Source organism: Sphingobacterium endophyticum, from assembly GCF_009733535.1.
Lineage (GTDB): Bacteria > Bacteroidota > Bacteroidia > Sphingobacteriales > Sphingobacteriaceae > Sphingobacterium > Sphingobacterium endophyticum.
On sequence record NZ_SMMI01000009.1, the window covers coordinates 183534 to 199648 of the forward strand.

General features: G+C 32.4%; 10 protein-coding genes. 7 read left to right on the top strand and 3 right to left on the bottom strand.

The window, feature by feature from the left end:
- Positions 1-31: 31 nt before the first annotated feature.
- Positions 32-1489, bottom strand: coding sequence for a hypothetical protein (locus tag E0Y80_RS12930; protein ID WP_156308094.1), 1458 nt, complete (start codon positions 1487-1489; stop codon positions 32-34).
- A 173-nt stretch (positions 1490-1662) separates the two neighbouring features.
- On the opposite strand from E0Y80_RS12930, the gene rbsK reads away from it, so the two are divergent.
- The 6 genes from rbsK (at position 1663) to E0Y80_RS12960 (ending at position 11665) form a co-directional block, all read left to right on the top strand.
- A complete protein-coding gene (gene rbsK / locus E0Y80_RS12935) occupies positions 1663-2586 on the top strand; it encodes a ribokinase (RefSeq protein ID WP_156308095.1) in 924 nt (307 codons plus the stop codon).
- A gap of 25 nt (positions 2587-2611) precedes the next feature.
- The gene (locus E0Y80_RS12940; protein ID WP_156308096.1) at positions 2612-3616 is read left to right on the top strand and encodes a GRP family sugar transporter; all 1005 of its coding nucleotides are present in this window, start codon (positions 2612-2614) and stop codon (positions 3614-3616) included.
- A gap of 49 nt (positions 3617-3665) precedes the next feature.
- Positions 3666-5219, top strand: a complete 1554-nt coding sequence (locus E0Y80_RS12945; RefSeq protein WP_156308097.1) for an ADP-ribosylglycohydrolase family protein — start codon at positions 3666-3668, stop codon at positions 5217-5219.
- Positions 5220-5328: 109 nt separating this feature from the next.
- Positions 5329-6897, top strand: a complete 1569-nt coding sequence (locus E0Y80_RS12950; RefSeq protein WP_197091593.1) for an ADP-ribosylglycohydrolase family protein — start codon at positions 5329-5331, stop codon at positions 6895-6897.
- A 174-nt stretch (positions 6898-7071) separates the two neighbouring features.
- Positions 7072-10068 carry a SusC/RagA family TonB-linked outer membrane protein gene (locus tag E0Y80_RS12955; RefSeq protein ID WP_197091594.1) on the top strand — a complete coding sequence of 999 codons (2997 nt, stop codon included), beginning with the start codon at positions 7072-7074 and terminating at the stop codon, positions 10066-10068.
- 10 nt (positions 10069-10078) lie between these two features.
- Positions 10079-11665, top strand: coding sequence for a RagB/SusD family nutrient uptake outer membrane protein (locus tag E0Y80_RS12960; protein ID WP_156308099.1), 1587 nt, complete (start codon positions 10079-10081; stop codon positions 11663-11665).
- 133 nt (positions 11666-11798) lie between these two features.
- Here the strand turns inward: E0Y80_RS12960 and E0Y80_RS12965 are convergent, their stop codons facing one another.
- Positions 11799-11999 (bottom strand): aldo/keto reductase, encoded by a 201-nt coding sequence (locus E0Y80_RS12965; protein ID WP_231596043.1) that lies wholly within the window; start codon positions 11997-11999, stop codon positions 11799-11801.
- Positions 12000-12065: 66 nt separating this feature from the next.
- Positions 12066-12899 (bottom strand): hypothetical protein, encoded by an 834-nt coding sequence (locus E0Y80_RS12970; protein ID WP_156308100.1) that lies wholly within the window; start codon positions 12897-12899, stop codon positions 12066-12068.
- A 115-nt stretch (positions 12900-13014) separates the two neighbouring features.
- On the opposite strand from E0Y80_RS12970, the gene E0Y80_RS12975 reads away from it, so the two are divergent.
- Positions 13015-16115: type IIG restriction enzyme/methyltransferase (locus tag E0Y80_RS12975; RefSeq protein WP_156308101.1), on the top strand; the 3101-nt coding region annotated here is incomplete at its 3' end.

Below are 16115 nucleotides of genomic sequence, written 5' to 3' on the forward strand. Positions count from 1 at the left end.
ATCATGCTATTAATTGTAGGATTTAAAGTAATTATGAAAACACTGATTGAATCCAATTCTTAAAATCAAAGTTCTTGATTAATAAATTTTCCTTGTTATCAGAAACAATCTTGTCCAATTGTTTTGAATATGTTTCCTTAGTCTTTTTTTTCCAATCATTTCCTCTTAATTGAGGTTTTAAGGAGATAATTTTAAATATTAGTTTCTCAATTTGCAGCAACTTTCCTTTTTTTTGGAAAAGCCTTTTATAAGCCCGGATTTCAGAATCTATATATTCTTGATCATGCTGGTTTTTTAAAATTGTCATTATATAAAGCAATTTAGAATTACGATAGATACTAAACGAAATATATGATGGGTATACTATGAAAAGCTCATTAAGAATCTGTTTTGTCTTTTGGTACTCTTCCAATAAATAAAAGGTAAGTGCTTGAAAATAATAGTATTCAATATGTTTTTCAGTGTCAGCAAAAATTATATTTTCAATTTTATTACATAAAGATTTTGCCTGTGAGAGTTGATTATTGAATATATGGAATTGCATTAAATAAATATCAGAGGTGGCTTTTGCGATGTTTTTAAAATGTTCGGGATAATTGTCCAATAATAAGGTTTGAATCTTTTCTAAGAAAGGAAGCATTTCTTCATATTGCAGCGTATTTCTTAAGCTATTAATAATTCCGTCTAATGTTGATAGATAGTCATAAGGGGGGTAGTTCCAAAGAGTTGGATTGGTTTCAAACTGATTAACCAAGTCAGAAAAAATTAACAAAGCAGATTGGTAATCTCCTTTATTAATGAAGTAATGGGCCTGAAATAAAAGATGGATTTTTTTAGTTTCGAAAATGTTTTTGCGATTGTTGAATGTTAGGTTTAATTCCCCCAATATTAAATCATCTGTATTTTCTTCGATAATTGGATTGTTTGCTAGTCTGTAACTCAAAAGTTCATAAAGATTGTAATGATCTTGGATTTCATTAATAGACTTTAATAATAATTTGGCTTCTAGCTGCTTATCTATTATATATTGTTCATCAATATTTGAAAAATTTAAGTTATGAAGTGTGTCTAACTCCATTCTTACCGCTTGATATATGTTTTTTAAATTTTCGGATTCTTTAGCTTTTTTATAAACATTTGAGATTTCTTTTAATCCTCTATCTGGAATGGACCTTTCGAAACATAATTGTGCTTTCATTAATCCATGCAACTGTTGGTACCAAGAATTTTGTTCTATTCTACTTTGGACTAGAAAGTCTGTTAATGTTTTGAATAAATAATTACTGGTGCTTTCAAGGGAGCTTTTTGGATAGTTGTTTTTGAAATTATGTTGCCAATTTGAAATAGGATTATTTTTTGAAAGGAGAATTTCTTCAAATAAAACCAAGTACATTTTTGGACCATTGATATTTGTTGAATATAAAGTAAAGTGTTTCTTCTCAGAGGATGACAATGAGAATATTAATTTTTCTAAATCTTGAAATAACATAAGATTGTAATTAATCGAGCAATAATAAATTCATAACTAATTGATATTATGTTTATTATGAATATTTTGCTTTTATTTAGGTGATTTATAATTATAAAAATTAATAAAAAATTGTCTTTTTTCCAAAAAAGCAATAGCTAATTTTATTGTATTAAACCTAAATCCAATAATAAATGAGCAACAAAATTTTAGTAGTTGGGAGTACAAACATGGATATGGTCGTTAAGACAAATCATATTCCAAAACCAGGTGAAACTGTATTAGGCGGAACCTTTTTTATGAATCCTGGAGGCAAAGGAGCAAATCAAGCTGTTGCAGTTTCACGGTTAGGAGGAGAGGTGGTCTTCATAAGTAAAATTGGTAATGATATTTTTGGGAAACAGTCATCCAAGATTTTTGGAGATGAAGGTATCAATATTGGTGGGATTTATGCTGAGGTCAATAGTCCATCTGGAATTGCTTTAATTACAGTGGATAAGCATGGGGAAAACAGTATTGTTGTTGCACCAGGATCCAATTCCTTTTTGGATAAAAACAATGTTAAAGATGCAATAGATAAATTTCCTGAATCTGAAATTCTATTGGTACAGTTAGAAATTCCTATTGAGACAGTGAAATTTGCTATTGAATTGGCATTTGAAAGAAAGATCAGGGTAATTCTTAATCCGGCTCCAGTTAACCCAGAAATTTTGTCGATACTGAATTTAGTGGATATTATTACTCCAAATGCGCAGGAGGCATCTACCTTGGCAAATTATCCAGTTGAAGATTTAGAAAGTGCAAAAATTGCAGCGAAGAAAATTAGAGAATTAGGAGTAAATACCATAATTATCACCCTTGGGAAAGAAGGAGCATTAGTTTATGATCAAGATAATTATTATATGATTGAAGCTCCAATCGTTGATGCTGTTGATACTACAGCAGCTGGAGACGTTTTCAATGGGGCGTTAGCAGTTGCATTGGCAGAAGGAAAGGAAATGAAACATGCTGTAACCTTCGCTTGTCGATGTGCTGCAATATCTGTTACTAAGATGGGAGCTCAAAGTTCCATCCCTCACAGAAATGAAATAATCTTGAACTATTTCGATAAATCATAAAATACTAACCTTAAAAACCAAAATTATGTTTATTGTATCTGATTATACCACAGCTGTTATTTTTTGCATAGTCACCATGATATGTTGGGGATCTTGGGCAAATACTCAAAAAGTTTACCAAGATAGATGGCGATTTGAGTTGTTTTATTGGGATTATGTTTTGGGTATATTTTTATTTGCTTTAATTAGCGCCTTTACCTTTGGAAGTTTTGGAGATTCTGGACGTCCGTTCATTGAGGATATTGCACAAACTAATTCTTCTAATATTCTTAATGCCATATTGAGTGGTGTAATTTTTAATCTTGCCAATATACTTTTGACAGCTGCTATTGCCTCGGCAGGAATGTCTGTCGCATTTCCCATTGGGATAGGTATTGCTTTGGTGGCAGGTGTGTTTTTTAACTTTCTTATCCATCAAAAAGGTAATCCGTATTTATTATTCCTAGGAGTTACCTTAGTTACTATCGCAATAATTCTGAATGCTGTTGCCTATAAAAAACATCAAGTGGTGAAACAATCAAAAGGAATAGGGAAGTGGATTGTAGTATCCATTATTGCTGGATTCTTGATGTCTGCTTTTTATCCATTTTTAGCATCTGGGATGGACTTGGATAATTTTGAAAGCCCACAGCCTGGAAAAATGACTCCATATACAGCATTTGTTATATTTTCAACAGGTATCCTATTAAGCAATATTGTGTTTAATTCATTTTTAATGAGAAGGCCTTTAGAAGGGGAACCTATCAGTTATAAGGAGTTTTTTAAAGGGAATGGTAAATTTCATTTAATGGGCATATTAGGAGGAGCAATTTGGGGATTGGGTAATTTATTTAATTTGTTAGCAGCCGGAAAGGCAGGCCCTGCCATTTCCTATGGACTAGGGCAAGGGGCAACGCTCGTTGCCGCACTATGGGGGGTGTTAATTTGGAAGGAATTTAGTGGGCAAAATAACCTCGTTCGAAATTTAATTATTGCTATGTTTTTCTTTTTTATTTGTGGTCTTGGCCTCATTATTTGGTCTGGGGAATAAAAGAACCACAAATTTAATCCCATTTATAAATATTAAAAACCTCAAAAATATGACAAACTTTAAAAAATTGATTTTGCTAATCCTTATTCTTAATGTTTGCTTTTTACCATTTGGTTTTAGCCAGAATCAAAAAGAGTTTAAAATAAGTCCCACGATCTTAAAAGACAAAATTAAAGGGGGCTGGGCAGGACAGACTATTGGTGTAACCTTTGGTGGACCGACAGAATTTAGATATAGGGGCACTTTTATTCAGGATTATGAAAATTTGCAATGGTATGATGGGTATATCAAAAATACGATGCTAAATAATCCGCACTTGTATGATGATATCTATATGGATTTGACTTTTGTCGAAGTAATGGAACGCTTAGGAGTTGATGCTTCAGTAGATTCATTTTCAAATGCTTTTGCAAAAGCGGATTATTCACTATGGCATGCAAATCAAGCCGCTCGATTTAATATTTTAAATGGAATAAAAGCACCTGAATCAGGACATTGGAAGAATAATCCACATGCAGATGATATAGATTATCAGATTGAAGCAGATTTTGCAGGCTTAATGAATCCGGGAATGCCTAATTCAGCTTCAGAAATCAGTGATAAAATTGGTCATATCATGAATTATGGAGATGGCTGGTATGGCGGTGTGTATGTAGGTGCTATGTATTCTTTGGCTTTTCTTTCTTCCGATATTGAATTTATTGTGAATGAGGGTTTGAAAACCATTCCTCAAGAAAGTGATTTTTATAAATGCATTGCAGATGTAATCAAATGGCATCAACAGTATCCAGATAATTGGAAACAGAATTGGTTTGAAATCCAACAAAAATGGGCAGAAGACACAGGTTGTCCTGAAGGAGTTCATGCGCCATATAACATAGATGCAAAAATTAATGCTGCCTATGTTGTATTGGGTCTATTATATGGGAAAGGTGATTTTACCAAAACTTTGGAAATATCTACTCGAGCAGGACAAGACTCTGATTGTAACCCCTCAACTGCAGCAGGGATTTTAGGAGCCATGGTAGGGTATAGCAACATCCCAGAGTATTGGAAATTAGGTTTAAAGGAAGCCGAAGATATTGATTTCAAATATACCAAAACCAGTCTTAAAAAGGTTTATGAAACTAGTTACAATCAAGCCTTAGAGATGATAAAAAAGAATGGTGGAAAAGTCAATAATAATCAAATTACAATTCAAACCCAGCAACCAATTCCTGTAAAATTTGAAAAAAGCTTTGAAGGCATATATCCAATCAGGAAAACTGTAATTAACAAAAAACTAGATAGGGAATATGAATTTGACTTTGAAGGTACTGGCTTTGTTTTGGTTGGTTCGCCGAGAAAAGTTGATCCAAAATCAAAAGATGTTGACATTTCTCTAAAAGTAGAAATAGATGGCAAAGTAGTCTCTACATTCAGCCTACCTACAAATTATCTGACCAGGAGGGAAGAGATTTTTTGGGATTATGATTTATCGAATGGTAAACATAAAGTGAAGGTTATTCAGCCTAAATCTATTGAAGGATATTATGTCGATATAAATTACTCATTAATATATTCTGATAAACCTAATATAGGAATAGAACAGCATAATCATTAATTAACGATGACAAGAAGTGAAATGTCATCTAGAAATCTGTTGATTATATATTAATAAATAAGAAAAATAATATTAAAAAATATAAAATAATTAACTTAAAATATGTGTTATGAATAAAATTAATAATTTAAAAGTTATGGCTGTCACTGGATTATTGGCAGTTTTAACAACAACGTTTTCCTTTGCACAGGAGAATTTACCTTCGCAAGTAAAATTTAAACCAGATGTTCTGAAGGATAAGCTAAAAGGGGGATGGGCAGGACAGGTAATAGGTGTCACATTTGGTGGACCTACAGAATTTAGATATAATGGAACATATATTCAAGATTATGCTGTAATCCCATGGAAGGACGGATATATCAAAGAAACAATGGACAACATCCCTGGTCTTTTCGATGATATTTATATGGACTTGACTTTTGTAGAGGTGATAGATCGACTCGGAATAGATGCTCCTGCAGATTCGTTTGCTGTAGCATTTGCTAATGCACCATATCCATTATGGCATGCAAATCAAGCAGCAAGGTATAATATTTTACAAGGCATTATGCCACCGGAATCTGGACATTGGATTCATAATCCACATGCTGATGATATTGACTATCAAATAGAAGCAGACTATGCCGGTTTAATGAATCCAGGCATGGCAAATTCTGCCTCTGAAATAAGCGATAAAATTGGTCATATTATGAATTACGGAGATGGTTGGTATGGTGGTGTATATGTAGGGGCAATGTATTCAATTGCTTATGTATCAGATGATATAAATTTTGTGGTTGAGGAGGCATTGAAAACTATTCCAAAGGAAAGTGATTTTTACAAGTGTGTAGCAGATGTTATTGCCTGGCATAAACAATATCCGAATGATTGGAAACAAACATGGTTTGAAATTCAAAAGAAATGGTCTGAAGAAGTAGGTTGTCCTGATGGGGTGTTTGAACCCTTTAATATTGATGCTAAAATAAATGCGGCCTACATTGTTTTAGGATTGCTTTATGGCAATGGCGATTTTACGAAAACTATGGAGATCTCAACCAGAGCTGGCCAAGATTCGGATTGTAATCCATCAAATGCTGGAGGTGTATTAGGGACTATACTTGGCTATAATAAAATCCCTGCATATTGGAAAATGGGATTAAAAGAAGCCGAAGATATCAATTTCAAATATACCGACATGTCCTTAAATAAGGTTTACGAAGTTGGATATAAGCATGCACTAGAAATGATTAAGAAAAACGGAGGAAAAGTTGGGACTAATGAAATTGTTGTAAAAGTGCAAAAACCTCAAACAGTAAGATTTGAAAAAAGTTTTGAAGGTCATTACCCAGTCGAAAAGATATCGGTTAGAAAAGATCTAGAGAATTCTTATAGTATTGATTTTAATGGAATTGGGATTGTAATGAGAGGTGGTGCCTTTAAGGATAAGGATGTTAATGAAGACTACACGTTTGATTTAACTTTATTGATTGACGGAAAAGAAGTTGAAAACTTTAAGTTACCAACAAATAGTCATAATAGGAGACATGATGTGTTTTGGAAATATCAACTTCCAAAAGGAAAACATACTGCTAAAATTATTGTGAAAAACCCTAAAAAGGGATATAGCATTCGACTTAATGATGCAATTATTTACTCTGATAAACTTATAAATGGTCAGGAATTTCATTCGAAAAAGTAATCAATTCAATTAAGGAACTAATAATTTTTTAACCAAACATATTACGGTATGAATTGCAATAAATTTTTGCAATGTTTTTTCAAGGAGAAACATTGTAAACGGACCTCCTATACTCTATTTTTTGTATTGTTTAGTTCATCATTTTCTTTAGGAAATGTTAATGAAAGCTTGATTTTGAACAATAAGGCAGGTTTTGAAATGAATGATTTTAGTTTTCAAAAAATCATAACAGGTGTGGTTGTTAATGTTGGAGGCAATCCTATTGAGGGGGTTTCGGTAACTGTGAAAAACTCAACAGTTCAAAATAAAACCAATGCAAGCGGTGAATTTTCTATTTCCACTTCTACAAATGAAGTTGAATTAATATTTAGCAGTTTAGGTTATGTGTCGAAAGAAATCAAAGTAGGTTCGGAAAATAATATAAAGGTGACCTTGGAGGAAAATACGACTGGATTGGATGAAATTGTAGCAATAGGTTATGGAACTCAGAAAAAGGTGAGTATTACGAATGCAGTTAGTAGCATAAGTGGTAAAGATTTGGAAAGTCGTAATTCAACAAATGTCACTCAAGCTTTGCAGGGGAAATTGTCAGGGCTAACGATTATAGACCGAGGCGGCTCTCCAGGAGGAGAAAACTTTACTTCCCGGATACGCGGGGTGACGTCGTTAAATGATAATAATCCATTAGTATTGATAGATGGAGTCCCAGGTAGCCTATCTAGAATAAACCCATCAGATATTGAGTCTGTATCAGTTTTGAAGGATGCGGCTTCAACAGCTATTTATGGTTCTAGGGCTTCTGCAGGTGTAATTTTAGTGACTACTAAATCTGCTAAAGATGGAAAAGTAAGTGTTTCTTATGATGGTTCTTATGGATTGGCAAAATCTAATAACCTTCCAGAACATATGGAGGCAATTACTTATTTGAAACAACAAAATGCGGCATATCTGAATACGTATGGTAATATTTTTTATACAGAAGATTATATAAATAATTGGGCCGCAAACCATCAAAAAGATCCGGAGAAATATCCAGAGCCGAATACTTGGACAGACGTAATGTTTGATCTGGCTCCACAGCAAAGTCATACTATTTCAATATCAGGAGGAGATTCAGAGAAAATAACTAATCGAATCTCTGCTCGATATTTAGACCAAGATGGGGTATTGCCAAATTTCAATTTTCAAATTGGGGAAATAAGAGCCAAAAATGACATAAAAATTTTTGATAAGCTTTCGTTAACCTCTAATATCAATGTTAGAATTACAGATAGAACAACTCCGGTAAACGAATGGGAGTCTTATAACAGAATGTGGCAAAACAGCCAGTGGGCAGTTCCAGTTTACTCTGATGGAACTTATGGATTATCTGTAGATAGTTACAGTCCTTTAATTAATGCTAAAGAGCGGGGTATATCTAACACTAAAACCACTTATTTATCTGGGATTTTCAGGGCGAAATATCAAATTTTAGAATCATTAAGCCTTTCAGGTCAGTATTCAAGCCAATATGAAAATGGACTTACAAATTCTTTCACTAATAAATTTGAATTCAAGGATAAATTATATCCAGAAAGGAGGATGTTTAATAATATAAACTCGATGCAGGATAACAGGACATGGATGAAAGAAAATGGATTAGATATTCAATTGAATTATGATAAGCAGTTTAATGATCATCACTTAAGTGGATTGTTAGGTTATTCAGAAATTTATCATGCAGATAATTGGAATCGGGCAGCCAGACAAAATTTTTACAATAATGATTTACAAGCCATTTCGATGGGTGCAAATGATGCAACCCAATCTGCGACCGGAGGAAATTCTGAATGGGGTTTAAGATCATATTTCGGAAGGGTTAACTACGATTATCAGAGTAAATACCTGTTAGAAGTTAATGCTAGATATGATGGGTCATCACGATTTGCTGCAGGAAATAGATTTGGGTTTTTTCCATCCTTTTCTGCAGGATGGCGTGTGTCAAATGAGTCGTTTTGGGAAACTTTAAAAGAAACAATTAACGAATTTAAGATAAGAGGTTCATGGGGTAAAGTTGGAAGCCAACAGGTTGGGTTGTATTCCTATATGCCTACCTATAATCAACAGACTTATATTTTTAATGGGATGCCGGTGAATGGATTTCGACAGGTTAATCTTGCGAATCAGGATATTTCATGGGAGTCCACTTCCCAATTTAATTTAGGTTTAGACGGTGCCCTATTCAATGGTCTGGTTAATTTTTCTTTCGATTATTATAATAAAAGGACGGAGGATATCTTATTATTAGTCCCAATTCCTGCTACCGTGGGTTTGCTTCCAACCAGCCAAAATGCTGGTATTGTGGAAAATAAAGGTGTTGAAGGATTGGTTCAATTTAATAAAGATTTAGGAGACTATAGATTCGGTTTAGGCCTGAATGTTAATTATAACCATAATAATGTTGTTGATTTAGCGGGTACAGGTCCACATATTTCAGCCTATGGAAATAGTGATTATAGAACAATTACGACTGAAGGTCAACCTATAAATTCTTATTATGGATTTAAAACCGATGGATTTTTTAAAAATCAAGAGGAAGTAAATGGTTATGCTAAATGGGATCAGTCCGTTGGGCCAGGAGATATCAAGTATGTTGACCAAAACCAGGATGGAATCTTAGGGCCTGATGATTTTGTATTACTTGGGAAAGAAATACCAGATTGGACATTCTCTTCCAATATGTCTTTTGGATGGAAAGGATTTAATCTTGATTTATTTTGGCAAGGAGTTTCCGGTTCGCAAAAGATAATGACTGGTGCAATAATGGAACATGGAATTTGGGGAGGGTTTACCCATCAAGAGTACGCTGATTATTGGACTGAACAGAATCCAGATGCAAGGTACCCAAGACCTACAAAGTACACAATGAAAAATGCCCAGATTTCTGATTTTTGGATGGTTAATGGGTCTTATTTAAGATTGAAGAATGTTCGTTTATCTTATGATTTCCCTCCAACCATTTATGAAAAAATTAAGGCAAATGGATTAAGCATTTATATTTCTTCTACCAATCTTCTGACATTTTCCAAATTGAATAAATATAATATTGATCCAGAAATGGAGGGCAGGGGACAAGAAGGGAGTTTTCCTCAAACTTCAGTCTCGACTATAGGAATCAATATAAACTTCTAAATCAAAACAAATGAAAAATATTGGAATTTATTGCATGTTACTCTGTATAGTACTGAATGTTTCGTGCAAAAAAGATTTGCTAAATACTCTTCCAAAAGATAGGTTATCCAGTGAACTCTTTTGGAAGACACAAGAGGATGCCATTATTGCTTCAAATGGTGTCTATTCAGTTCTTGGAAATCAATGGAGATATACATCCATGGATGCATTCACAGATATTGGACATTTCATTTTACAATGGCGAGGAGAATCAGAGATAGAAAAAAACACCTACAACGCAAGTAATGGTGTCATAGGAGGTGAGTGGAGCTATTATTATACATTGATAAGATCATCAAATGATTTTTTGGATAAGGTGGAATTAATCAAAGAGATTGATCCAACTATAAAGAAAAGACTAATAGCTGAAATGAAAACAATTCGATCCTTTGCTTATATTAATTTAACCATGCTTTTTGGGGATGTTCCATTGGTCGTTAAACCAATCAATGTAACAGAAGCGAAGGAAATAACTCGTACAGCTACAAAAGAAATTTGGGATTTTATATCAAAAGAATTGACAGATGCTTCTGTTGACCTACCTGAGGTTCAAGAGGAGGTTGGAAGAATTACCAAAGGTGCAGCCTTGGGACTTAAAGCCAGAGGAATGCTTTATGCCGGTCGATATAAAGAAGCTAAAGAAGCTGCAAATCAAGTAATAAAAATGGGGGTTTATAAGATTCATCCTTCATATAAGGAACTTTTTGATTACGCAGGAAAAAATTCATCGGAAATTATTTTTGCAAGACAGTATGCAAAAGATGTTGCAGCACATTCAATTTTCACCTTTTTTACTGCAAATAGTTTGTTTACCCAAGCATGTCAAGTAGTACCTACAAAATCATTAGTTGATGCTTATGAAATGAAAACAACAGGACTACCTATTGAAAATTCAGCAAGTGGCTTTAATCCATTCAAACCGTATGAAAACAGGGATCCAAGATTGAAATATACTGTTTTTGTTTCAGGAGATATTTTGGCGAATGGTAAACCATTAAACACAATCCCGGGCAATGGTTCTGCTGACGATATTACAATTTCTGCCGAAAATGTAACCTCATCAGGTTGGTATTTTAAGAAATGGGTTAGTAATTCAGATTTTGCTAATCCCTGGAATAGTGGTTTAAATTTAATTTACTTAAGATATGCTGAGATCCTATTAATCTATGCTGAGGCTTCTATAGAACTTAATGAAATTGATAATTCAGTTTTAAACGCAATTAATGAGGTTAGGGCTCGTCAGGATGTTAATATGCCTAAAGTAATAACTACTAATCAAAGTGAATTGAGAGAAAGATTAAGAAGGGAGAGAAATGTAGAATTTGCAATGGAAGGTCTTAGGTTATTTGATATAAGACGTTGGAAAACTGCAGAGAAAGTAATTCCAGGTCCAGTAAAAGGAATGACCTACGAAAATCCTAAAAGCCCAGGCCAATTGGTAACAGTACAATTGTCTGGGTATGTAAAAGAGTTTAAGTCAGACAAAAACTATCTATGGCCGATTCCTTTTAATGAGATTCTTCTCAATAAAAATCTAACTCAAAATAAAGGTTATTAGTGGGGTTAAAGGGGTAGTTTATGGTAGTTTATGGTTAAATAGGTTTATTATTAGTTTTAATATCCTTGAATTTAGGTTCAAGGATATTTTATTTTATACAAAGAATAACCTGGCTTCAACTATTGATGGGTACTTAAGAGATTCTTGAACCATGAACCACTATTTTTGATAGGGCAGCTTCAATTTCAGTTAAATCATCGGCGGATAACTTCACATCTATAGCACTCAAGTTTTCTTCTAGACGATGTATTTTCGTGGTTCCTGGAATAGGTACTATCCATTCCTTCTGGGCCATTACCCATGCCAAGGAAATAGTCCTTATTAAAACCTGCAATTCGACTTAGTTGACAGTTAATGCGAGCTTGTGCTACTAAACCTCTATCGAATTTCGTTCAACATTTTATTTTGTTGAATTCAGGAAAATATTATTTTTTTCCATAAAATGTTTTACAATGTCTTGAAAAATCGCGTTGTCCGCTATAGAAAACAATAACATCTCTGTATAGAACAATTTATGTCTTTTTTCTAAATCTCCATCCCAGAGTTTATCGCTTATCTCTTTGACTAATCTATTAAGACGTTTGTATGCATCCTGTTTATCGAAGTAGATAATCTGATCTCTCTTACTTATAAATTTGTTTTTACCTAATAGCTCTTGATGATCATCAGTGACAAAATTATTAGCATGTTTGATATGAATTAACGTATTCATATCAAATGAAATCATTTTTGAGTTTCTACCTTCAGGAATAGGGAAATATTTATTGCCGGCATCTGTTTTAAGAATTATCCAATTTAATGAATAGGCAACTCTTGAATCATAGATTATAAATTCTTCTGGAAACATAAAAGAAGCTACTTTTGATATACTTGCAATTTTATCGAAGCCCCAGTCTTTTTTACTTAAAAATTCATCCACAAGAGGTTTTACTATCTCTTTTTTCAGATTTATGCCACCCCAATCTTTGATGATCCAGTAACATACTTCATCTAATTTACTATCGACGGAACTTTCTGAGCTTATAACTTTTAAATATTTATTTAAAGTATGTTTTATTTGTAATTCCTTTTCATAATTAGATAGAAGGTTCCAAGAATTCAGTTGCTCATTGTCGATTATCTTAAATTCCACTAATTTATCAATTTTAGCATTCCAATTATAAAGCTGGTGAAGTTTCTCTTTAAGTGGCAATAGGTATCCTACAATCTTGTCTATATCTAATAAAGTATTCATAATTTATGATCAGTTGAGTTTTAATATTTTGAAAGATAAATCATTCCTTTCACTTATTTTAATTAATTTTAACACATTTTAAACCATTATTATTAACAAAAACTTTTTAAAGTAAATGCCAGTAATTCCTATTAACAGAGCTCTTAATCCAGCATATCGTAAATTTAAACCATTACGTCAAGATATTGATAAGTTTAAGGCAGAATTATCTAATTGTATAGAGGCAATTGCTTTAAGTGATAGAAAAAATGAAAGTGAAGAGCATCTAAAAGAACCCATAAAACGGTTTTTAAACAATACATTCTATCAAAAAAACTTAATAAATACTAAAGAACGTATTGATTTAGCTATTTATCTAGATGAGACAGCAAAAAGTGACATTGGGGTAATTATTGAAGCTAAAAGACCAAGTAATAAAGCTGAATTTATAACTGATAAGAATCTAAATAAAAAGGCATTACATGAGCTGCTTTTATATTATTTACGTGAACGCGTAGATGCTAAAAATAATAATATCAAACACCTAGTAGTAACCAACGGTGTAGAATGGTTCTTTTTTAAAGCTGAAGATTTTTATACATTATTTTATAAAAACACATCACTTATCAAGGAATACATGAACTTCCGAGATGGACTAAAGGACACCATTCGAAATGAGCTTTTCTATAATGAGATAGCCTTCAAATATATTGAGGAAGTAAAAGACCGGTTACCTTATGTTTATTTAAAAATAGGTGTAGACGAAATTGAAAAACTTAATGACATTAAATTAAGCACTATTTACAAATTGTTTTCTAATGTTCATTTGTTGGGACATGGCTTTGGTAACGACAGTAATAAGTTGAACGACTCTTTTTATAAAGAGTTACTTCACATTATAGGATTAGAGGAAATAAAAGAAAATTCTAAAAAAGTTATTGTTCGTAAACCTCTCTCTCAACGAGACTATGCATCACTGTTAGAGAATACCATATTTACATTAGAGGATAAAAACTATTTAGATCGAGTTACAGGATTCGTCAACAACGAAGACAAGGCGTTTTCGGTAGGTTTGGAACTTTGTATCAATTGGGTTAATAGAATACTTTTTCTCAAATTATTAGAATCTCAATTAGTAAGCTATAATAAATCCAATGAATTTAAATTTCTGAACTTTGGCTTTTTGGATGGTTTTGACGCTTTAAATGATTTATTCTTTTCTGCTTTAGCTCGACCATTAAATGAACGCCATGCAAAGTACAAAGATAGATTTAAATATATTCCATACTTAAATAGTAGCCTTTTTGAGCATAGTCCCATTGAACAGGTCACCTTTGACATTACAGCATTAAAGGATGAAGAAATGGAGATCTATCCATCTTCTGTTTTAAAGGATTCTAATGGCAAACGCTTAAAAGGAAAGTTGAATACATTAGAATATATTTTTCGTTTCTTAGATTCTTATGATTTTTCCGCAGATGCAAATACAGAAATAGAGGACTCTCCTGATAACAAAACTTTAATTAACGCATCAGTTTTAGGATTAATTTTCGAAAAGATTAACGGTTATAAAGATGGCTCTTTCTATACACCTGGATATATAACGATGTTCATGTGTAAAGAAGCTATTCGTAAAGCTGTGGTGGATAAATTTAAAGTAGAATACAATAATACTATTGAATCATTTGAAGATGTAAAAGATTATTGTTCACAGTTTTTCAAAAAGGAAGATTTGCTAAAGTTTAATCAAGCTATTAATTGTTTAAAAATATGTGATCCTGCTGTTGGTTCGGGGCACTTCTTAGTTTCTGCATTAAATGAAGTCATTGCGATTAAAAGTGAACTCAACATTCTGTGCAATGAAGATGGAAAAAGAGTTCCTTGTGAAGTTTCTATTGAAAATGATGAATTATATATCGCGTATAATGAAGGTGAATTATTTGAATATAACCGTCAAGATATTAATAGTTTATTGATTCAAAAGACAATCTTCCATGAAAAGCAAAATGTTATTGAAAACTGTTTGTTTGGAGTAGATATAAATCCAAATTCAGTAAATATTTGTCGTTTACGTTTGTGGATAGAATTGTTGAAAAATGCATATTATACTTCTGAAGGTGAATTACAAACACTTCCAAATATTGATATTAATATTAAATGTGGTAACTCGCTTATAAGTCGGTTTGGATTACAAGATAGTTTGAAGTTAGCATTTAAAAACAAAGAAATTGTATATAATATAGAGGATTATAAAACCGCTGTAAATGAATATAAACAAACCAATAGTAAGCAAAAGAAAAAAGAAGTTTTAGATATAATCGATATAATTAAATCTAACTTCAAAACAACGTTAGATACCAAAATAAAAGAAAAAGTATCCAAAGCAATCGGAGAATATGAAAATGAAAAGCAAAGATTAGACAACTTAGAACTCTTTGGTGAGAATATTAAAAAATCTGAAAAGGATAACCTTAAAAAGCTCAAAATAAAAGCAGATAAGTTAATCAGAGAAAAGGAAGAAATCTTAAATAATGCTATCTATAAAGATTCATTTGAATGGAGATTTGAATTTCCAGAAGTTTTAGATAATGAGGGAAACTATATTGGATTTGACGTTATTATCGGAAATCCACCTTACATTCAATTGCAAAAAATGGGAAAGTCTAGTGATGCTTTGCAACAGTTAAATTATTACACCTTTACTCGAACTGGTGATATATATAGCTTATTTTATGAATTAGGAAACAATCTTTTAAGAGAGAAGGGAAGCTTAATTTTCATTACTTCAAACAAATGGATGCGCGCTGCATATGGAGAAAGTTTAAGAAAGTATTTTATTGATTATACTAATCCTTTAATTCTTATTGATTTTAGTGGAGTTCAGATATTTGATTCTGCTACAGTAGACACCAATATTTTAATGTTTTCCAAGGATAAAAATAGACAACAAATTAAGTCTTGTATTGTTAAAGAAAAGGTGTTAAATAATTTGAGCATATATTTTGAACAACATCATAATAATTCATCTTTTAATTCTACAGATAGCTGGATCGTTTTAAGCGAAATAGAACAAAGAATAAAAACTAAAATTGAAGCAGTTGGAACTCCTTTAAGGGATTGGGATATTAATATTTTTCGAGGGATACTTACAGGTTATAATGAAGCTTTTATTATTGATAGAAATAAAAAGGAAGAACTTTTAGCTTCTGATCCGAAATCTGCCGAAATTATACGACC

Bases quoted from the DNA above. Each gene is read 5' to 3' on its own strand.
- E0Y80_RS12930 (WP_156308094.1), bottom strand. From the start codon at position 1,489: ATGTTATTTCAAGATTTAGAAAAATTAATATTCTCATTGTCATCCTCT.
- E0Y80_RS12940 (WP_156308096.1), top strand. From the start codon at position 2,612: ATGTTTATTGTATCTGATTATACCACAGCTGTTATTTTTTGCATAGTC.
- E0Y80_RS12945 (WP_156308097.1), top strand. From the start codon at position 3,666: ATGACAAACTTTAAAAAATTGATTTTGCTAATCCTTATTCTTAATGTT.
- E0Y80_RS12950 (WP_197091593.1), top strand. From the start codon at position 5,329: ATGAATAAAATTAATAATTTAAAAGTTATGGCTGTCACTGGATTATTG.
- E0Y80_RS12960 (WP_156308099.1), top strand. From the start codon at position 10,079: ATGAAAAATATTGGAATTTATTGCATGTTACTCTGTATAGTACTGAAT.
- rbsK (WP_156308095.1), top strand. From the start codon at position 1,663: ATGAGCAACAAAATTTTAGTAGTTGGGAGTACAAACATGGATATGGTC.
- E0Y80_RS12970 (WP_156308100.1), bottom strand. From the start codon at position 12,899: ATGAATACTTTATTAGATATAGACAAGATTGTAGGATACCTATTGCCA.